Origin of the sequence: Aeromicrobium duanguangcaii (assembly GCF_024508295.1) — a bacterium.
GTDB lineage: Bacteria > Actinomycetota > Actinomycetes > Propionibacteriales > Nocardioidaceae > Aeromicrobium > Aeromicrobium duanguangcaii.
Map to the genome: position 1 here is coordinate 1,097,820 of NZ_CP101990.1, position 19,355 is coordinate 1,117,174.

Genomic DNA, 19,355 nt, shown 5'->3' on the forward strand with positions numbered 1-19,355 from the left:
CAGTACAAGTTTCACTATGCAACTTCGAAAGGTCTCGATGACCCACTCGCCGGCCGAGCGTCACGCCCTCAAGCACGTCGCCGTTCATCTGCTCGTCCCTCTCTTCCTCGGTACCGGGATGGCTCTGGCCTACCTGGGCGGGTTCCACCAGCCGAATCCGCAGGGGGTCCGGGTCGACGTCGTCGGGACCAGTGCCGACGCCAAGGTGATGGCCCAGACCCTGCAGGATGAGGTCGGGGACGCTCTCGACGTCCGCACGGTGGCGAGCGTCGAGGACGCCCGCGACCAGATCGAGCACCGTGAGCTCGCCGCGGCGCTCGTGCCCGGCCGCGACACGGCGACCCTGCTCCACAGCGACGCCGCCTCCGCCACCACATCGAGCTCGGTGCTCACGGTCTTCCAGGCCGTCTCGGAGAAGCAGGGCGTCCGGCTGCAGACCGAGAACGTCGTGCCCGTCGCGTCCGAGGGCGACCCGAGCGGACAGAGCATGTTCTTCTACGTGGTCGGGCTGACGGTGGGCTCGTACGCGGCAGGCATCGCCATCGGTGCCGCCGGGGCGGGGCTGCGGCTTCGGACCCGGTTCGGTCTGGCGATCGTCGCGTCCGGTGTCCTCGCCGCGTTGGTGACTCTCGTGGCCGGACCGGTCTACGGCGCCCTGCCCAGTCACGTCGGCCAGATCGGGCTGCTGGCCTGGCTCTACACCGCCGGCATCGTCCTGTTCGGTGTCGGACTGCACCCGTTCCTCGGTCGGCTGACCACGCCCACGATGGTCGCGCTCTTCGTGATGCTGAACTTCACCTCGGCCGGCGGCGTCTACGCTCCCGAGCTCCAGCCGGGCTTCTTCGGCGCCCTGCACTCCTTCTGGGACGGCGCCGCGCTCAACGAGATCGGCCGCAACCTGGTCTACTTCCCGGAGCTGGGGATCGGACGTGAGGTCGTCACCCTCGTCCTGTGGCTGGTTGCCGGAGCGGCGCTCGTCGGTGTCGCCGGCGTGGCCGAGCGCGGCGTGTGGCGGGCTGCCCACGCCACCGCTTCGACGCAGGACGTCGAGGAAGAGCTCGAGGAGGTCGTGGCCGTCGGCTGACATCGCGGCCCCGCGATGTGACGATGAGTGAGTCGGACGCCGAACAACGGGGGTTGTCATGTCGAGCGAGAACGCGACGCTGGTGGACGAGGCGGGACGGTCGGACGAGGTCACCATCTCCGGGGTCGGGAAACCACCGGAGCAGGTGCCGATCTGGATCGTCAGGAGCGGTGGCGATCTCTACGTCCGGTCGTACCGCGGCCCGACGGGCCGCTGGTATCGGAGTGTCCGGGAGGCGGGACAGGCCATGCTCGGCATCGGGGGCAGGCAGCTGGAGGTGCGCGTCGAGCCGGTGGGCGACCACGAGCAGGCCGCGATCAACGCCGCCTACCTGCAGAAGTACGGCCACTACGGTCCGGCGTACATCGGCCCGATGACCAGCGAGGACGTCGTGTCGACGACCCTGCGCCTGGTCCCGCAGTGACCAGCGGCTCCTGAGGAGCCCTCAGGTCGTGAGCTCGGCCTCGCGGCCGAGGCGAGCGCGCTCGGCCGCGGCGCGTCCCCGGGCGGTCGAGTGATCGTCGGCCACGGCGTTGCTGCCGCGCCACGTGCCCCGGACGCCGTGTTGGCGGCGCATGTAGTCGAAGTAGTCGCGCACCTCGACCTCCTTGGCGACCAGCGCGGGCAGCTTGGCGCCCCTGGCCGTGCCGGTGATCACGTTGATGCCGTTCGAGTAGACCCCGGCGCTGGACTGCGCCGCCCACTGGGCTCGCTGGAGCCGCTGCTCGATCCGTGCGGTCCAGCCGGAGTAGAAGGCCGCGCGCGCGGTGCGCCCGTGCACCGGCCGATGGGCGCCGGAGCGGATGTAGGCGTCGGCGTCGGCCACCATCTGCACGACGAGGGAGACGTAGAGGGTCTTCACCACGGCGATGTCGTCGGGGAACCCGTACAGGGTCACCCCGGTGTTGTCGCCGCGGATGGTGCAGCGCAAGTCGTTGGCTCGGGCGACGGCCAGCATCAACTCGATGTATCGCACGTTCGACTGCTGACCACGGTGCCCGAGCCGGACCGGCTCGAACGAGGGGGTCGGCGACGACTCCGTCTGCTCGTGCGCGGCCCGCGCCACCGCCAGCTCGATCGAGTGGCTCGTGGCGAGCTGCTGGGCCTTCGTGAGGAAGGCGTCGCGCTCGGCCTCGGTGCTGGCGCCCTCGGCGTGGCGCAGCATCTTCCCGACCTTGGCGAGCATGCCGTCGCCTTCGGGTCGTTGGCTGTCGAGCCCCAGCTGCCGGTGTGCCTCACGGAGCATCGCCGCGATCTCGGTCCAGCCGATGTCCTCGAGCAGTTGCAGCATCGTCGCCCGGAATCCGGCGCCGTGCGTGTCGATGATCGCGCCCTCGACACCGGTGTTCAGGTGATGGGCCAGCTCGTGCACGACCACGAAGCCGCGCAGGGCCCAGGCGCCGCCGCGCTCTCGCTCGGGCAGGCAGATCTGCCCGTCGCGGTAGGTGGCCTTCTTCCATCCGCGGTACGTCACGACCTCGACGGGCTTGCGCTCGCGGTCGCGATAGCGCGAGCCGTAGTCGCGGGCCTGCTGACGCAGCCGGTCGAGGACCTGGTCGACGAAGACCGTCACGTCCGAGGGCTTCGAGAAGCGGGGCTCGGTCTCGGGCGAGAAGTCGACGACGCGACGCTTGCCCCGGCGGGTGAGGGTCACCTGGACGACACCGGTGTCGGGGGAGACGGCGTCCAGCCACGCGGTCACCATGTCCTCGGCGGCATACGTCGACCGCTGGTCGGGATCGTCCATGCCCACGAGCCTGCCAGAGGGCTCCGACATCGTTCGGCGCGCCGTGTGGCGCGCCCGCCTAGTCTGCGGAGTTCGCCGGACGAGTGGGGTGATCCCAGGCGGGGATCGCGGCGGCGCGGCCGGTGACCGCGACGCTCGGGTCGTCGGCCGTCACGTCGACGAGCAGTTCGCTCGGTCGTCCCATGTCGTGGCCCTGATGGATCGTCATGCGAGTCGGTGTCGACACGAGGTGGAGGTCGCGCAGGTAGCCGCCGAACGCGGCGGCGGCCGCGCCGGTGGCGGGATCCTCGACCACGCCGCCGGGCGGGAACGGGTTGCGGACGTGGAACGTCACCTCGTCCTCGGCCCAGAACAGGTGCGCCGTCGTCCAGCCCACCCGGGCCATGAGTTCCTCGAGCGCCGTGAAGTCGTAGTCGAGCGCGGTCAGCGTCTCCCGGCTGCGGACGCCGAGGACCAGGTGGTCGTTTCCGGCGAAGGCGACGTGCGGGGGATAGGCGGGGTCGAGGTCGGCGTCGGTCCAGCGGAGCGCGGCCAGCGCCTCGGTCAGCACGTCCGGGTCGACCGGACGGGTGTGCGTCGGTGGCGAGGACAGGGTGGCGACGAAACGGCCGGCCTCACTGCGGGTGCTCACTGCCACGTCGCCGGCGGCGGTGCTCAGGGCGAGACGCCCGGGGCCGTGACGCTCGGCGAACGCCACGGCGGTGGCGAGCGTGGCGTGACCGCAGAACGCGACCTCCGCCACGGGGCTGAAGTAGCGGACGTCCGCCCGGGTCGTGCCGTCGTCGGTCGCGCCGACCGACAGGAAGGCTGTCTCGGAGTAGCCTACGTCCTGCGCGATCGTCAGCATCGCCGCATCGTCGAGCCCGGTGGCGTCGAGCACCACGCCCGCGGGGTTGCCGCCCCCTTCGACCGTCGTGAACGCGGCGTAGTGGAGCACCTCGGTGGTCATCGCGCTGGCCCCTCCTCGGTGAGCATCCGGTCAGGCGGGTCTGGGTCTGTCCGCTCAGAGTGGCACGAGCAGGGCCCCGTCCGCACCAGGCTGCGGCTCGGCTCGATGGCCCGGAGATCAGCGGCTGCTGGCTGGGCGGGCCGGTCTCGTACCCGGACGGCTGAGGCGGCTCAGCTGCTCCAGATCCAGCCGAGCAGTCCGGCCATGGGCTCCGGGACCACCTCGAACGGGACCGTCTCGGCCATCAGCGCGGCGTACGTGGCCTTCCGGGAGCCCGTGGCGGACACGAAGCGGCGCAGCTGGCCCAGCGCCTCGTCGTCGCGGTGGGCGGGCTGGTTCTGGAAGTCGCGGAACTTCTTCAGATCGCCGTTCGCCTCCAGCAGCGACGTCATCGCGGCCACCCCCATCGCGCGAGCCAGCTCCAGCTCCAGATCGGGGCGGCAGGCGAAGAACCCCTGCCGGGTGAGGTCTTCGCCCTCCTGGCGGTTGAGCGCACCGGCGACGAAGCGCTCCTCGGCCTCGTCGTACAGGCCGCCCACGCGGTGTCCCTGGGCAGCCGCCTCGGCGATCGCACGGCCGAAGTTGCCGGCGCCCCCGATGACGGTGACGGTGATCTGCTCCGCTTCGAGGTCGACCCCGAAACGCGGAGCGAGGGCGACGAGGGCGCCGCGGTCGGACTCGCCCTCGACGAGGAGTGTGATGGGTTTGGGCACCCGCCGATTCTCGCGGAGCCGCCGGGGGAGCCGTGGGCCGGGTCGGCGGGCCCGTATCTCCCGTGCGACGTCGTGCCTGTTCTCAATCTCGCCGCGGCGTGGCACGGTCGTCGAGCCGGCGGACGGACTCGCGCACCGCCCCGTGCAGGATGATCTCGAGATCACCGACCACGCGATACGGGTGCTCGACCATGCCGTCCGCGACCCACCGCAGCACCACGGCCAGCACCGCCGAGGTGTAGAAGTCGACGATCAGGACCCGGTCCTGCGCGCGCACCGGGCCGCCACCGTCCTTCTCCATCACGGCCTCGGTGATCGGCCGCATCTGCGCGAACAGGAAGCGCTCGAGCCCGGACCGGCCCAGCCCGTCGAGCACCGCGACGGTCGATGACCGGTTGTCGCGCAGGTAGATCAGCAGTCGGACCAGACCGTCGGCCCATCCCAGCTCCGACGCGAAGGAGCGCACCTGGCCCGCGACCTCGGTCTCAAACACCCAGATCGCCAGGTGCCGCACGTCGGGGAAGTGGTAGTAGAACGCCTGCCGCGTCAGTCCACAGTCGCGGGTCAGCTCGGTGACCGTCACCTTGTCGAGCGGCTCGGTGCGCAACCGCGCCTTGAGCGCGGCCGCCAGGGCCTCGCGTGCGCCGGCGCGATGGTGCTCCTCGGCGGTCTCCTCGGGCATGCCTCACAGTACGACCGGACGTCCTTGGACACATTTCGCGAAGTGTCTAATGACTGGAACGACAGGGATTTCTACCGTAGGGAATGACGGCACGCATGCCGGCGGGCCGCCCCAAACGGAGGAGGTCCGAGTGTTCTTGTTCGAATCCATTCCCTGGTACTCCTGGGTGATGTGGAGCGTCGTCCTGGTTGCTCTCATCGCCCTCAACGAGGTGACGCGTCGCTGGAAGTGGGCCGGCCTGGCCTTTTTCGTGGCGCTGCCCATCGTGCTCACGATCTTCGTGTGGCCCCACACGGCCGGCGCGGGCTCGTCCACGGGCACCTGGTTCCACTGGGTCAAGGTCTACTCGGCGCTCGCCGGGTGCCTGGGCTTCATGTTGATCCGGTACGTCCCGCGGCTCGCGAAGAACCGCTGGATGCTGATGTTCCCCGCCGCGATCCTGGCGATCAACATCGGCGAGGCGGTCATCCGTGACTTCCAGGTCGCGGGCCTGGACGGTATGCACGACGGCGTCTTCATGGTCGGCGGTCCGTGGAACTACATGAACGGCATCGCCGGCATCCTCAACCTGCTCACCATCTGCGGCTGGGCGGGCATCATCGTGTCGAGCGACAAGGCCAAGGACATGATCTGGCCCGACATGATGTGGTTCTGGGTCATCGCGTACGACCTGTGGAACTTCGCCTACGTCTACAACTGCGTCGGTGACCACTCCTTCTACGCCGGTGCGGCCCTGCTGATCTCCTGCACCATCCCGGCCTTCTTCATCAAGAAGGGCGCCTGGCTGCAGCACCGCGCCCACACCCTGGCCCTGTGGATGATGTTCACGATGGCGTTCCCGACGTTCGTGACCTCGTCGCAGTTCGCCGTCGACTCGTCGCACAACTCGACCGCGCTGTTCATCGTGTCGGCCCTGTCGCTCGCGGCCAACATCGCCGTGGCGGCCTACCAGCTGTACGTCATCGTGACGCGGCATCTCAACCCGCTGCGCGACGAGCTGTACACCGATCAGCCCTCGTACCGCGAGGTGCTCGAGGCGAACCTCCCCGTCGAGCCGACGGCCGTCCCGGCGACCCCGCGTCAGGAGGATCGACTGGCCATGGTCTGACCGGGCGGAGGAGAAGCGCCGGGGGGCGTTTCTCGGCTGCCCCAGACGACCTGAACACAGGAGGGCCCCCGCCGGACGGCGGGGGCCCTCGCATCTGTCGTCGACAGCGATGCCGGGGTGTCGGGCGCTGTGCTCAGCGCTTCTTGGTCACCGTGAACTTCTGCGCGACCCGGGGCGAGCCCGAGGCCGTGAGCACGACCGCGGCCTTGCCCCGCTTCTTGCCGACCTTGAACCGCAGGTTGACCGCCTGCTTGCCGCGGCTGATCGTGACCTTCGAGCCGCCGGCCCTGCCGCGCTTGACGACCTTGACGGTGCCCTTCGAGTTCACCGTGACGGTCGCCAGCAGCGTGCCGCGGTAACGGATCTTCGCCGTGCTGCCCGGACGCAGCTGCCGCACCTTGACGACCTGCTGCCGGCCCGCCGTGACCTTCTTCTTGGCTAGCGTGACCCGCGAGTGGTACGCCGCGCGATGAAAACGGTCGGTGGGTTGATGCATCGGCGACCTTGTTCTACCTCGCCACGCGAGATTTAGCCGTGGGTGACTAACTGTGTCATCGCGTCTATTGGGATGCGACGCGCCATGCTGTGGCGCTCCAGGAGCCGGAAGCTTCCTCCATTGTCGATGTGTGCGTAACCGAAGACACGCCGTTGCGGCGGCGTGCGCCTCTCGATGGCCTGGAGCCCCGAACTCATCACGATGTCGCTGTAACGCCGGTTGTCGACATCGCGTTGGCGCTGGTAGTCCAAGCCCACTGCAACGACCGCGATCTTCTCGGCGGGGATGATGACGTCACCCACTTGCATCACTGCATGTTCGTGAGCGAACAGCCCGATGAGTGCCTCAGTTTGATCGTCAAGCGCGGCGAGAACTTGCGGCTCGTCCCTTGCGGCGCCAGGGTCGAACGCCCACGATGCAAGCTGGTCTTGAATCCAACGCTCTACTTCAATCTCATGGTCAGCGTTCTGATCTGCACAGCGAAAATCAGCAAGCCGGGACAGCAAACTGTCGTCGGCGCACACGCGTCGAACGATGACCTTGGTCGGCTCAGTCACGGAACTCGACCGGCGCAACGATTGAGGGGCGGGCCGAGACGTCCTCCAGAGGTGAACCTCCGTCGTCAGGAACGCGATAAATGTTTGAAGGCGGACGCTCGAAGGCAGTCGACGGTCGGGCCAAAGGGGTGCGGCCGTCCGTGGTCTGCACGTCGACGATCGCATCGTCGGGCCGGTCCTTCCGGCGCACCTTAAACGCAATTCGGCCAGCAGGCGCAGAGGCAAGTGGCAGTGCGTAGGAGAAGAGCGTCGCGATGTCCTTGGGCTTCGTGGGCTCGGGCAGAAGCTTCGGGTCGGTGACCCCCTTCGCGTCGTGGAACCTGGCCGAGGAGCTGTCGCCGGCGAAGGTCAGCAGGAACGCACCGCGGGTCGCGACTTTGAGATCCTTGAGGTGCTTGTACTCGGGACGTTCGAGCGCCGCGGCGATCTCGCCGTCGGTATCGACGGTCTGAGCGTCGATGCCGCTTGAGATCGCGAGGAGCGCGTCGCGCTGGCGGGTCGACGAGCCCGAGAACTGCTCCGGCCGGTCCGTCCGCCGGAAGCGGCGCATGATCCTAAGGCTGCGGCCTTCGACTGTCCTGGTCGGCAAGGTGTCGAGCTCCGGAACGATGACAGCCCAGTCCTTGAGCGTGCCTTCCCTGATTGCCTTGCGCATGAAAGCGACGTACGGGTCAAACTTGAAGTTCTTTGCCCACTGGAATCGGCTGACGACATCAATCAGTGCGTTAGCATCCACGATGCCGTAGCGGGCAGCCCACGGTCGCGGCGACCCGGACTCGTTGATGTAGAAGAACTGGCCGGTGTTGTCGGCCGCGTCGAGCAGCGACTGCACGTATTCAAAGTGCTGCTCGTTCAACTTGTCGTTGTGCAAGCCCTGCTGGTTGAAGTCGACGACCTTGCCGCCCTCGCCCTGCTCGGTGAGCTCGGCGTTGTACATCTTGTTGCTGCTGGTCGGCTTGAGGTAGGGCAGGCTCTGGTAGACCAGCGGAGGCACGTCCATCGGACGCACCAAGGGTCGGCCATCATCGTCGAAGCCCTGGAACCGTCGGAGCTCCTCGCGGAAGTCCTCCTCGTCGCGGACGATCGCCTCGAACGCCTTGTACAGGTCGATGACCGTCTTCCTCGGCCCCGGTACGTTGCGGCCGATGTAAAGCCGCACGAGGTCGCGGTAGTGGGGGCGGTAGCCGAACCAGCGGCCCATCTGCATCAGCGTGTCGGCGGCAACGGTCCGACGCGTGTAATAGGAGACCGTCAGGCCTTCGACGGTGAAGCCGCGGGAGAGCTTGGCCCCGCCGACGAGGATCTTCCAGACGTCGCGTGCCTGGAAGTTGATGTCGTCCTGCTGGTAGTCCTTCTCCGCGACCCCGTTGACGATGACGACCGGGTTGACACCCTCCTGGATCTTGTCGACCGCCTGACCGACAAAGTGGATTAGGTCCGCGAACTTTTCGACGATCGGCTCGTCCGCGCCGCGCGCCTCCGTGACCGGTCGGTAATCGTTGTTCCACAGGTCCTGGAGCCGCTTTAGCCCCATGGGAAGGTCATAGCCCGCGGACATCCAGACTCGACGGATGTCGTCGGCCAGGATCGCGTGCTCTGCAGTCCTCACGGACTCGTGGACGAGCATCGTGTGGTGGCGGAAGAGCTTGGGCTTGCCGAGCGTCGCGGCCCGGTGCAGCTTGACTGCCCCGGCGAGCACGTACGCGTCGAGAGCCGCGAGCATCTCAGCGTCCCGTGCATCGGGGTCATCGGGGGCCGCGAGAAGGGACCGGACGTAGGCCCTTTCGTTCGAGTTGGCCAAGGTCCGTTCCTCGCCCTCGCCCCCGTCGTCCCCTGATACGTCTCGGTCGAGATCGTGGAAGGCTGCGCCGCCCATGTATCCCGGCGGCGGCTGGAGGCTGACGATGAAGTCCTTCGGGAAGATGTCTTCGGAGTCCTCGGGATCGACGAAAACGTTCGCGAATGGCGTGGCTGTGTAGCCCACGTATTGGGCGCGTCCGATCTCGCGGAGTAGCTGTGCGATCAGGCGGTTGATCGCGGTGCGTTCCTTCTCCTCGGCCGAGTCCTTCTTGGGCCTGGTGGTGTTGATCGACGCTTGGTCGGCCTCGTCGTCGATGATCAGCGTGGGAATCTCGCTGAGGTCGGTCTTCACTGACTGGAGGTCTTGGACAAGTTTCTTCAGGACTCGCGAATTCTTCTTCACGACAGCGATGCGGATGTCGGGCCGATAGAGGTTCTGCGGATCGTAGAGGGGGCGTGCCGGGTCGACGAGGTGGTCGGTTTGGCGGAAGTCGAGATAACCGAGGCCCGCCTTGAGTAGCTTGTAGTCGTCGTGGGCGCCGGTCAGCCGCCGGATGCCCGGCATGCCGAGCTCCTTGGGATCCTTGCCGTAGGAGACGAACTTCCCGTCGAACCAGTCGACGTCCCCGTCTCCGATGTAGTCGACGGAGGCGGTGAGGTCGGGGTTGTTGCGGTCCACGCCGCCGAGGATGTTCTCCTCGCCGATGAGCTCCATATCGATACGGCGCTGGGTCTGCCCACGCAGAAGCTCGATGGTGCCGGTGAGGACGATCACCAGCTTGTAGCCGGCGTCGACCGCCTTGGCGATGACCCCAGTGAAGTTGGCGGTCTTTCCGGATTGCACGTGACCGACGACGAGACCCTTCGATTGATACGGGTCATCGCGGGTGGGGTCAGCCAGACGCTTGACGACCTCATCGGTGGTGCGGCCGAGTTCACTGATCGCGTCCGCGTCCCAGCCCTTCGCCTCGAGCACACCCCGATACCCGTCCCAGTAGAACGAGCGATCGGCCTTCGCCTCGTACCAGGGATCCCAATCGGCCGGCTTGCCGGAGATGACAACCGCGCCCGAGAGGTTCACCTGGAATGCATGGTTGATCGAAGCCTGTGCCTTATCGGAGAAGCCGAGAGCCCCGAGGGTCGCATCTCGCCTCTCCTGCGAGTACGCGGCAGTGTCTTCGGCCCATGCGGCGTTGCGCACGGCATCCCACTTGGAAAGCTGGATGTGAAACTCGTAGCGCGCTGGACTGTTCACGTCGGTCGAGGTGAGTGCGTCGATGAGGTCGTGCTCGGAGTAGTCGCCAGCCACCCCCGCGTCGTCCAGCTCGAACCGCACACGCTTGAGCACGGGCTTGGGGTCACTCTTGCTCATGCCGCGGACGACGCCCACGATTGCATCGGTGTACGGGTCGGTCACGTCATGCCTCCTGCGCGGGTGGCGCGCTGATGAATCCGGAGAGCGGCTCGCCGGGATCTCCCGCGGTGCGCGAGGAGACGTCGACACGGTAGGTCACGGCACTGACAAGATCACTGTGCGGAACCACGGCGTGCAGCCGGCTCGGAGTGAGCGCGGGAAAGTCGTCGTCGACGAGATACGCCGCCGGGGTCGTGCGGAGGATGTACGACGTCGGGTACATCGCAGCGTCGGTGTCCTCCCAGCCCTCCGACGCCAGGTAGGTCACGAACCGGTCCCGCGTCGTTGTGAGGCGCTCTCGGATCGTCTGAACCAGTCCCGGCAGAGTGATCCCGTGCGGGTCGCCCCCGGCCCGGGTGAGTTGGACTGACACGAGCCACAAGGACCGTCCGGGGCTTGGTTCGAGCTGGCCCGTTCCGTGGATGACGTGCGTGCGTCTCTCGCCGAGGGTGGTCTTGACCTCGACGTCGAAAGCCGGGAACGCGTAGTCCCGCTCCTCGGCGAGCGGGCCCAACCACCAGTCGGTCACGGCGTACTCGTCGTGGGCGTCCAGCAGCGTTCGGAAGAGGAGGAGCTCACCGATCAAACCGACTTGCTTCTCGTCTGAGATTCGCGATTTGGCCGCGAGCAGCGACTTCATGTTCGTCATCGCGGCGGAAGTCGCTGCGGCGAACGTGGCGCCGCCGTGCATCGCCTGGACGATCGACAGCATCAGTCCGTAAGCCTCGGCGTACATGTTGCGGGCATCGAAGGCAATGCGGGCCCACGTGGCGCCGTCGCGATTCTCGATGCCGGTGCTGACGCGCTTCAGCTCCGCGGTGTCCTGAACCATCCCGGTGTGCGGCGTCAGCAGTGTGATCGTCTGGCCGGGGCCGTCGATCCTGATGAGTGCCTCAGGAGATTCGCTGACCAGGTGCGTGGTCACCGTCCCGCTGCGGAAGTATTTCTCAAGAGTGGCCGGGTTCAGTTCCGACAACGTTGCGCCCATGGTGGATTCTCACTCTCCTCGCGCGGACTGTGACCGGATGGCGGACAAGAGGATGGCCTGCCACGCCGCGTCCTCGCGCTTCTTCCTAGCGCCGCTACCAGTGCCGACGAAGTGGTCCTCCAGAAGGAGGAGCAGAAGACTCTTGAAGAGAGGCGCGTCGTTGATGTCGAGGCTCTTGTGCCCGACGACGGCTGCTCGGTATCTGGCGTTCAGGACGAGCCTGTGCGCGTCGACGTCGATGTCGTAAACCTGATCATCCGGCAGCATTCTCCACATGATGTCGACGGGAGCGGCATCGTTGGGTTCGGTGTACGTGCCAAACACACCCTTCACGCCGTCAGGGAGTCCGTCACCCGGGCGCGGGGCCCCGATGGGCGAGGCGACGCGCTGCCTCGCAATCTTCGCCGCATGTTTCGCATCCTCCCGGAACGAGGCGAGCGTAGTGCCGTCGGCCGCACGAGCGTGAGCGAACGCGCTGCGCAGTTCATCGTCGAACGTCGTTCCCGACTTCTCCGGGTTGATCGTGACGTGGTTCTCCATCTCGGTCGTCAGGTCGAATGCCACACGCGCGAACGCAAGGTCGGTGCTTGGAGTCGCCAGGCTGTTCCAACCGCCCGACTGGAGGAGCCGATCGTTGCGGTAAACGTAGAGCCCTTGCGACTCGCTTGCCGATCGACCCCCTTGCGTGAAGCCTGACCCCCTGTCCCAGTGTGGCCAGACGTGGAGCCGCGCCGTACTGTCGGCGTCGCCGACGATCACCGGGAGGTCCTTTGGGTAGCCGGTACGTCCGACACCTCGATAGTCGAAGGGGTCAATGGCCGTGACCTGCCGCGGGGGCCCAGCGAAGTCCAGCCACACGTCGAACGTTTGAACCGTGATCGTCAGATCGCCCCGCTGGAGGATACGATGCAGGACGAGCCCGAGATGAGTGACCAGCTCCTGGGTGGTTCTGCTGGTCCAGGCCCGCTGCTCCTCGTCGTTCGACGACGTGAGGAACGTCTGCACGCTCTCCCACTCCACGATCGTCCCCGTGTCCATGACGAAATCGACCTTCGAGCCGGCGAGTCGCTCGGCGGCGTCGCTGCTTGAGAACTCTTCGACTACGGGGCCCGTGTCGATAGTCTCCTTACGCAGACGTCGTCCGACCGGCGGCGAGCCGTACCGCTTCGACCACACGATCAACGTGTTCGCCTGGCTCAGCGACGCCGCCTTGAGGCCGATGCCGAAGTGCCCGAGGTCGCGGCCTTGGTACTCGCGCTTCTTCGCATACGTCATGGCGTCGTCGATGCTTTTCGAGTCCATGCCCGAGGCGTTGTCGATTACCTGCAAACCGACGGGACGTGCCCCCTCCATACGAAACCTGATCAGGATGTTCGTTGCGCCGGCATCGATGCTGTTGTCGACAAGATCTGCTACGGCGGTGACCAGCGTGTGATGGCGGCCGATCGCCGACGTGATCGACGGATCGGGAGGGACGACCCGCGAGCCGACAGGCTGTGGTGCGGATACCGAGACCATTACAGGTCCTCGAACGAACTGTTCGTCAGCCCGAGGTCGCCCGAATTCTGCTTCACTGCCCGCACGGTGTTCTCGTCGAACCCATCAGCCTTCTCGGCATTCACGGTGAGAGTGATGTCGAGGACATCCGGGCCCGCCTTCCGCAGCAGGTCGAGGATCTCCTGGGCGACGGTCTGCAGTTCCGTGGGCATGTCGCCATCGGGGTTCACGACATGCCTAAGGGAGAAGGTGGCGTTGGCAACGACCTTGCGCGGGGGAGGGGATGGAGCTGGCGTCGGCCCGGGCTGCGGCGGTATCACCTTCCGATCCGGATCGGGATCCAGGTCGGGCCCCGGGCGTGGCAACCTTTCGCGCTCGCGCTGCGCAAGAGCTAGGTCGGGACGTACGACGAGCGTCCGCTCGTCAAACGGTCCGAATTCGGTGTCGTCAAGCGGGACGGCCAGTCCGTGGAAGTCGCCGGTCATCGTGTCGAACCCGGTCGCCAGCGCAAACCCGGTGTCCGCGAAGGCGGCATCGAGGAGCGACTCCTCGAGAGCCCGAACCAGAACCGAGCGGTCACGTAGGCGATGCAGGTAGGGGTATCGGCAGTAGTAGGTCCACAGCTCGGTAAAACTGATGAATCCACGGGTCCACCGTGCTCGCAGGAACTCCTCGATGTCGAGGCGCACGACACGGTTCGCGATGTAGGAGTGAGCGGCGTCGACGGAGGCAAGCTTGGTGCCGATGCGCTTGGCGAGGTTCTTCTCCGGACCGTCCGCACGCACCTGCCCGACGGCGTACGGTGCCTGCGGGTCGTCCTGTACTGCGTGGAGGCCCCAGATCCAGGTGTGGGCCAGGCGATCGTCGACCGTGCGGTTCGCCGTCTCGAGCATCGTCTGGGCCTGTGTCGCTGCGGATTGAGTGAGGTCGAGTCGTGCCGTCTCATTGAAGATCGAGCTCCAAGCCAGATACGACCGCACAGCTGATTCGAGCGTTCCCCACTGCTTCTCGTCCGCGGCGACCGCCACGATGGTGTTGACATTGGAGCGGGGAGCGTTGCCGCGGCGCCGCAGCAGGTCGTGCACCCACTTGGAGGCGCCGGACTCCTTGTCCTTGCCGTTGTGGGTGTACTGAGGTGGCACGACGACGAGCCGGAGGTGGTTGGCCTCGGCGACGTCGGATGACGATTCGGGATGGACGACTTCGGCGATGACGTCAGTGGATCCCTTGAATGCCTGCTTGAGCCGGGTTGCGACTTCGCCGTGGACGGCGTTGAGCGAGAGCTGGGAGGCGCGTTCGGCGGCGAGTCGGTTGAGCGACGGCTGAGTGTCGTACCAGTACCGGCCGTCCTCGGCGTAGTAGTGCGAGGACTTCTCCTGCAGCCCATCCAGCGCCGACCCGATATTGCCGAGCACGTCGCCCGGCATGGCGACACCGAGGGTGATGCTGCGACGGTCCTTGCCCTTGAGCGCAGCCTCGAGGGTGGGTGTGGCTTCGACGAAGATCGCCCGGGCTGTGCGGAGCGCCAAGGAGCGGTCCTTGAGCACGGGGCGCTCTGCGTCGACGATCCGGGCGACAGCGTTCTCCCCGTCGATCTCGGACTGGATGATCGCGTCCCACGCGTTGCCGACGTATTGCACGATCTCCGAGCGGACCGGCTGCGCATCAAGGGGGACCGACCCTGCCATGATCAACGGAGAGGGGTCCTCGCGCTGATACAGCTGGTGGATCACGTGGCTCATGAACCGCAGAACGCCCCGTGTGCGTTGGAACTTCTCCAAGGTCGACCAGTCCGAGTAGAGCCGGTCCAGAAGCTCGGGGTGGATAGGGTAGGCCGCCTTGATCCTCGCCTCGTACTCGAACTCTCCGACCCCGGTCGGGAACTCCTTATGGTGGTGTCGGTAGTACTCTCTGAACCGCCGCGCCGCGGCTGCGATGGACGAGAGCGCCCTCGCATCCGGCTCGACGAACAGTCGCCGGCGGACGATCTCATACGACTCGTCCTGGGTCGCCGGCGTCCACTGGTAGGCCACCCGGCGGATCACATTGTCCAAGCGCTCCAGGGCGTCGCGGCCTCGGTGGCCACCTACCTCCAGGTCGCTGGCCTTGGTCGCATCGAGCTCACCTCCCGCTGCGGTCCCGGGGGCCATGCTCTCGCTGGCCGGCACGGAGACCAGCAGCAAGATGCCAGCCACATTCTCGGCAGCAAGCGTCAGCGCCTGGGCAAAAGTGAATTGAGTCTCGAACAGACCTGCTGCCACGCGGGGAGCGTGGGGGTCCTTGTTGTCGTAGTCGTCCGGCAGCTGTCGGGCATAGGCGACCCATTCGTCGATCAGCACGATGGCCGGTCCGAACCTGGCGAAGAGCTCTCTCAACAAGTTGCCGGGGTTGGTGCCGGTCCTGTCGGCCTCGGCGACGACCTCATATCCCTCCGCGCCGCCCAGCTGCCAGGCGAGTTCGCCCCAGAGCGTGTTGACGACGGTGCCGTCGGGCTTCGTCGACGGCTTACCCGGGGGGATCTCGTTGCCCACGAGTGCGGCCTTGCGCACGGGCTGGCCGACCACCTCGGCATGATGGCCCGCGAGCACTTCCTGGACGTTCTGCGGGAACTCGTGCAGCGCACGCCCCGAGAACAGGTGCCACACAGCCAGCATGGAGTGGGTCTTGCCGCCGCCGAACGTGGTCTGCAGGTTGATGACCGGGTTGGCCGACGTCGACCCGGAGACCCGGTCAACGGCCCGCTTCAGCAGATCCTTGAGCCCGTCGGTGAGATACGTTCGTCGGAAGAACTCGATCGGATCCTGGTATTCGCTCGCGGCATTCTGCTGTACCGCTACCGAGTACAGGTCGGCGGCGAACTCCGCGTTGTTGTACCGACCCGAGGCCACGTCCGGGTGCGGCTTGAGCACCTCCCGCCACGCCGGCAATTCCGCGTCGGGCGTCCCGGGCAGAGCGATTGCCTCGCGCACCGCCCTGCGGGTCTGCTGTTCGAAGCTTCCGCGCAGGATGCCGAGCCGGGAAGTGCGGACCGCGTCGGCCTCGCGCACCGCGCCGATTGCGCGCATGACCCGCTCGATCGTGTCCAGCGCACGGACCGCGTCGTCGGGGGAGAAGGGCTTGAAGTGCGCAACGTCGTTGCGGACGCTACGCAACTCGCTGACGAAACCCTGCTCACCTCGCGAGAGGTGGTCGTTGAAGAGGTACCCGAGCGAGGAGATCGGCTCGGTGACCATCCGGAACTGGTCCTGTGGGTCAGTACGCGAGTAGGACTTGCCCTGGATGCCCCTCGCGGCGTCCTTCGCCGCGAGGAGCACCGTCCAGTCCTCGCCCTCCGGTACGAACTTCGCGGTGACCTGCTCGATGTACGGATCGAGAACTGCCGCCAGCGACTCGAGCGCCGCACGCACTACCTCGATGTTGCTCTTCGCCATCAGTCCTCATCTCCGAAGTCGAGCTCGGTCTGCACCTCGGACCGGAGCTGCACCCGGCTCGCGGCTTCGGTCAGATCCGTCCACGATCCACCGACCAGGTTGAACAGCCGGGCGTCGTCGGTGCGGGAGGTCTTCGTCATCTCATACAGGCGATACGCCAGCCGCTGCACAGCCTCGACGTCGAGCTCCGGCCGGGTCGCTGCCAGCGACATGAGCCTCGCGGCCGGCTCCAGGCCACCGTCCTCGGAGGAGAGGACGCGGCCGAGATGGCACATCACCTCCCAGGCGGAGATTCGGGCATCGGTGACCGGGTTCCACGTCGGCGGTAGGTCGGGCGGTCGAACGAGCTGCACGATTCCCTCTCCCTGTGTCAGCACCCCGGAGTCCGCCACGCCTCGCACCGACGTGTCGTAGGAGCGAGCCAGCAGGTCGGCATCGCCGAACGGACCCTTGCTCCAGCCGTACTGCTCGTACCACTTCAGGCAGAACCGAGTGTCCGCATCGAGGTCGCCCTCGCCCTCGGCCAGCACTTCGTCGAGGGCCTGGTTGATCAGCCGAAGGGCAGCCTTGACACTCATATCAGTGCCGTCGTTCTCGACCACGCGCGTGAAGCTGGAGAACACTGCCATCCCGGGACCGATGGTCGCCTGCGTGAGGTCCACAGGAGCGATCGCGCCCTGACGCAGCTTCTCCAGTGCGTCGGGAAGCTCTCGGCGTAGTGCCGCGAGGAATCCGCGCCGCGTCGTCTGACCTGCTGTCTCGTGGCGCGGCCGGAGGACCAGTACGATCGACGAGGCGAGCGCGTTGGTGCCAACCGAGATCATTCGCCCACTGCGCTCCGAGCGGACCGGCCACGTTGCCGTGATTGCCCAGCCCTCACGAATCATGCCTTCCAGGATGGTGGCCCAGCCAGTGCTCGTAACGCCCTCCGCCTCGAGCTCGGACTGCTTGAACGCGTAGAACACAGTGAGCGGGTACTCCTCCGACGCGCCCTCTCGCGCTCGGGCGAAGACATGCTCAAACCCAGTCTCGAAGAACATCTCCGCCCCCTTTCGCCCACCGTGACGATAAGGGTTGGCAACAAGTTCCTCTGCCTTCGGCACGAGCATCGATGCGAACAAAACCGGATGGACATCACGCAGAGAACGACGCAGCCAGACGTAGAAGAAGTCGGACAGATCCGAGTAGCCGATGTTGTCGTAATACGGCGGGTCGGTGGCGACCACGACGGTGGAGTAGTCCCGCGATGCCGCATCCAATTGGGATGCTTCGCCGACGGGCGTAGCGGGAAGCTTATCGATCGCCTCTGCCTGGGTCTCGGTGGCGATCGAAAGATCGCCAGCTGCGCGGGCGAATGGCGAGACCTCGACAAAATCCCAGGCCATGGGGATCGCCTGACGGGCAAAAAGGTTCCTTGCTTGATCTCGCGAGTTCGACCACGTAACGAGGGAATTGTTCAGGTCAGTCGTCCGGCTAACACCCATCGCAAGGTAGGTGGCGACCGCGTCGGCGTACGCCTCGGCGCCGTCACCGCCGTCGGCGAGACGCGCGCCAGCGGTGAGGCCCGACGCGACAGCGTCCTGCAGGACTTTCTCCCGCGCCTCGCTCACAAGGTCGCTGAACGTCGTCAGCGCCACCAACTGCCGGTTAGTGAAGAGGTCCGAGAACTTCGTCAGGCCATACGCCGGCGTCCAGAGATTGCGTGGGTCGTGGCCGAGCTTCTGGTTCGGGCTCCCGGGCGGCCGATCGACAACCGCCGCCTCGCGGTGCTGATCCGTCGGCGAGACATAGATGCGGCGCCGGCTGCCCTCGGCGACGACCGCCATCAGCGCAGCGCCCATCCGTTCGGCAACTCCCTCGCCCTTGATGTAGTCGCTCGTCGCGGGAGAGCCGCACGCGACGCAGACTCCGCCAGCGCGACCCGAGACTGTCCCGTCGGTCGTCTTCGTCGGACCCTTTGCCTTGTCGTGCCCGATGGTGAACTCGACCCGTCGGCCGCTCGGGGAGTCGGGGTCGTCGACGACGGTGGGTACTACGTACGCCTCCTTGCCCTTTTTCTTCCCGAGCCACCAGGAGCGGACCAGTGGCATCTCGATGCCGCAGGCGGGGTTGGGGCAGGTGACGGTGCGCGCCCAGATCCAGGCGATCGTGGTCGCCTTCGTCTTCTTCCCGGTCTTCTCATCGACGACCGTCGCGTCCGGGTAGAGATCACCGATGCGCTCCTCGGCCTGCTCGCGCATCCAGGCGCCGTAGCGGCGCACGTCCTCGGCGAGGCCTGTGGCGCGCGGCCAATTCCCGAGCTTGGTTTCGGCCGCTCCGGGAAAGACCGGTGCCCGGCCCGCGAACTTCGGGGGGATCTCAATGAGTGCCTTATTGATCAGCACCGCGACAGGGTTGAGGTCCGAGGCGTGCGCCTCCAAGCCGAGGCGTTGGGCCTCGAGCGGGATCGTGCCGCCGCCGGCGAAGGGGTCGAGGATCGCGGGTGGTTTGCCGCCAGTGGACTTGAGGATCTCCTCGTGCGCTTCACGCAGCAGGGTCTCGTTGTTGATGTTCTCCCACTTGACGAGGCGACGGATAATCCCGTGCAACCGCTCCCGCTCGACCGTTTGCTGCTCCTCGGTCAGGTCCGGGTTCGAGGACGGGTCATCGACCAGTTGAGCGAACAACACGGCCCTCGCCGCAGCGAGCGGTCGGCGCGCCCACCACAGGTGCAACGTCGACGGATGCCCATGGCGTATGGACTTCTCCCGGGCGGACGCGCTGTTGATGTCCTCCAGCGGGATTGACACCTCGATCAGCTTCTTGCGAACCGGGGCATCGGGACTTGTCGTCATACGGTGAAGCACTCTCCAGTGGGGTCGTTGCTCAGATGGTAGTCGGTCGTCTCCG

14 protein-coding genes are annotated in these 19,355 nt (G+C 66.6%); 3 read left to right on the plus strand and 11 right to left on the minus strand.

Features of this window, described 5'->3' with window-relative positions; genetic code table 11:
* Positions 1 to 16 precede the first annotated feature (16 nt).
* A complete protein-coding gene (locus NP095_RS05605; RefSeq protein WP_232416948.1) occupies positions 17 to 1,084 on the plus strand; it encodes an ABC transporter permease in 1,068 nt (355 codons plus the stop codon).
* Between the two features lie 58 nt (positions 1,085 to 1,142).
* Complete coding sequence (locus tag NP095_RS05610) at positions 1,143 to 1,508, plus strand: DUF2255 family protein (RefSeq protein ID WP_232416947.1); 366 nt, start codon at positions 1,143 to 1,145, stop codon at positions 1,506 to 1,508.
* A gap of 21 nt (positions 1,509 to 1,529) precedes the next feature.
* Here the strand turns inward: NP095_RS05610 and NP095_RS05615 are convergent, their stop codons facing one another.
* The 4 genes from NP095_RS05615 to NP095_RS05630 all read right to left on the minus strand — a co-directional run bounded on the left by NP095_RS05615 (position 1,530) and on the right by NP095_RS05630 (position 5,175).
* Complete coding sequence (locus NP095_RS05615; protein WP_232416946.1) at positions 1,530 to 2,831, minus strand: DUF7168 domain-containing protein; 1,302 nt, start codon at positions 2,829 to 2,831, stop codon at positions 1,530 to 1,532.
* 58 nt (positions 2,832 to 2,889) lie between these two features.
* Complete coding sequence (locus NP095_RS05620) at positions 2,890 to 3,780, minus strand: PhzF family phenazine biosynthesis protein (RefSeq protein ID WP_232416945.1); 891 nt, start codon at positions 3,778 to 3,780, stop codon at positions 2,890 to 2,892.
* A gap of 170 nt (positions 3,781 to 3,950) precedes the next feature.
* Positions 3,951 to 4,493, minus strand: coding sequence for a TOPRIM nucleotidyl transferase/hydrolase domain-containing protein (locus NP095_RS05625; RefSeq protein ID WP_232416944.1), 543 nt, complete (start codon positions 4,491 to 4,493; stop codon positions 3,951 to 3,953).
* Positions 4,494 to 4,575: 82 nt separating this feature from the next.
* The gene (locus NP095_RS05630; protein ID WP_232416943.1) at positions 4,576 to 5,175 is read right to left on the minus strand and encodes a TetR-like C-terminal domain-containing protein; all 600 of its coding nucleotides are present in this window, start codon (positions 5,173 to 5,175) and stop codon (positions 4,576 to 4,578) included.
* 130 nt (positions 5,176 to 5,305) lie between these two features.
* Here NP095_RS05630 and NP095_RS05635 point away from each other — a divergent pair, with 130 nt between their 5' ends.
* Complete coding sequence (locus NP095_RS05635) at positions 5,306 to 6,283, plus strand: DUF5692 family protein (protein ID WP_232416942.1); 978 nt, start codon at positions 5,306 to 5,308, stop codon at positions 6,281 to 6,283.
* A 133-nt stretch (positions 6,284 to 6,416) separates the two neighbouring features.
* On the opposite strand, the gene NP095_RS05640 is transcribed toward NP095_RS05635, so the two are convergent.
* The 7 genes from NP095_RS05640 to NP095_RS05670 are packed head-to-tail and all read right to left on the minus strand — an operon-like array spanning position 6,417 to position 19,300.
* Positions 6,417 to 6,779, minus strand: coding sequence for a hypothetical protein (locus tag NP095_RS05640; RefSeq protein ID WP_232416941.1), 363 nt, complete (start codon positions 6,777 to 6,779; stop codon positions 6,417 to 6,419).
* A gap of 32 nt (positions 6,780 to 6,811) precedes the next feature.
* Complete coding sequence (locus tag NP095_RS05645; RefSeq protein ID WP_232416940.1) at positions 6,812 to 7,336, minus strand: hypothetical protein; 525 nt, start codon at positions 7,334 to 7,336, stop codon at positions 6,812 to 6,814.
* The gene (locus NP095_RS05650; protein WP_232416939.1) at positions 7,329 to 10,553 is read right to left on the minus strand and encodes a Z1 domain-containing protein; all 3,225 of its coding nucleotides are present in this window, start codon (positions 10,551 to 10,553) and stop codon (positions 7,329 to 7,331) included. The genes NP095_RS05645 and NP095_RS05650 overlap by 8 nt, the downstream gene beginning before the upstream one ends.
* 1 nt (position 10,554) lies before the next feature.
* A complete protein-coding gene (locus NP095_RS05655) occupies positions 10,555 to 11,538 on the minus strand; it encodes a PD-(D/E)XK motif protein (protein ID WP_232416938.1) in 984 nt (327 codons plus the stop codon).
* A gap of 9 nt (positions 11,539 to 11,547) precedes the next feature.
* On the minus strand, positions 11,548 to 13,056 hold the full coding sequence (locus tag NP095_RS05660; RefSeq protein WP_232416937.1) for an ATP-binding protein: 1,509 nt from the start codon (positions 13,054 to 13,056) through the stop codon (positions 11,548 to 11,550).
* Positions 13,056 to 16,466, minus strand: a complete 3,411-nt coding sequence (locus tag NP095_RS05665) for a Swt1 family HEPN domain-containing protein (RefSeq protein ID WP_232416936.1) — start codon at positions 16,464 to 16,466, stop codon at positions 13,056 to 13,058. The genes NP095_RS05660 and NP095_RS05665 overlap by 1 nt, the downstream gene beginning before the upstream one ends.
* On the minus strand, positions 16,466 to 19,300 hold the full coding sequence (locus NP095_RS05670; RefSeq protein WP_232416935.1) for a DUF1156 domain-containing protein: 2,835 nt from the start codon (positions 19,298 to 19,300) through the stop codon (positions 16,466 to 16,468). The genes NP095_RS05665 and NP095_RS05670 overlap by 1 nt, the downstream gene beginning before the upstream one ends.
* Between the last annotated feature and the right edge of the window lie 55 nt (positions 19,301 to 19,355).

Coding starts and splice junctions, on each gene's coding strand:
- NP095_RS05605 (WP_232416948.1), top strand. CDS start 17: ATGCAACTTCGAAAGGTCTCGATGACCCACTCGCCGGCCGAGCGTCAC.
- NP095_RS05610 (WP_232416947.1), top strand. CDS start 1,143: ATGTCGAGCGAGAACGCGACGCTGGTGGACGAGGCGGGACGGTCGGAC.
- NP095_RS05615 (WP_232416946.1), bottom strand. CDS start 2,831: ATGGACGATCCCGACCAGCGGTCGACGTATGCCGCCGAGGACATGGTG.
- NP095_RS05620 (WP_232416945.1), bottom strand. CDS start 3,780: ATGACCACCGAGGTGCTCCACTACGCCGCGTTCACGACGGTCGAAGGG.
- NP095_RS05630 (WP_232416943.1), bottom strand. CDS start 5,175: ATGCCCGAGGAGACCGCCGAGGAGCACCATCGCGCCGGCGCACGCGAG.
- NP095_RS05640 (WP_232416941.1), bottom strand. CDS start 6,779: ATGCATCAACCCACCGACCGTTTTCATCGCGCGGCGTACCACTCGCGG.
- NP095_RS05655 (WP_232416938.1), bottom strand. CDS start 11,538: ATGGGCGCAACGTTGTCGGAACTGAACCCGGCCACTCTTGAGAAATAC.
- NP095_RS05660 (WP_232416937.1), bottom strand. CDS start 13,056: ATGGTCTCGGTATCCGCACCACAGCCTGTCGGCTCGCGGGTCGTCCCT.
- NP095_RS05665 (WP_232416936.1), bottom strand. CDS start 16,466: ATGGCGAAGAGCAACATCGAGGTAGTGCGTGCGGCGCTCGAGTCGCTG.
- NP095_RS05670 (WP_232416935.1), bottom strand. CDS start 19,300: ATGACGACAAGTCCCGATGCCCCGGTTCGCAAGAAGCTGATCGAGGTG.